Annotated in this window: 1 rRNA gene; it reads right to left on the bottom strand. The window is 55.4% G+C overall.

The window, feature by feature from the left end:
• Positions 1-267, bottom strand: a 16S ribosomal RNA gene (locus KW825_RS20320); the annotation flags it as partial.

Raw genomic sequence — 267 nt, 5'->3', positions numbered from 1 at the left:
ACTTATCCAACCGCCTGCGTGCGCTTTACGCCCAGTAATTCCGATTAACGCTTGCACCCTCCGTATTACCGCGGCTGCTGGCACGGAGTTAGCCGGTGCTTCTTCTGCGAGTAACGTCACAGCTGATGCGTATTAGGCATCAACCTTTCCTCCTCGCTGAAAGTGCTTTACAACCCGAAGGCCTTCTTCACACACGCGGCATGGCTGCATCAGGGTTTCCCCCATTGTGCAATATTCCCCACTGCTGCCTCCCGTAGGAGTCTGGAC

The sequence above is a fragment of the Aeromonas sp. sif2433 genome (genome assembly GCF_019218705.1).
Taxonomy (GTDB): Bacteria; Pseudomonadota; Gammaproteobacteria; order Enterobacterales; family Aeromonadaceae; genus Aeromonas; species Aeromonas encheleia.
The sequence above is the reverse complement of the archived record's forward strand: the minus strand, read 5'-3'. Positions and strand labels throughout refer to the sequence as shown.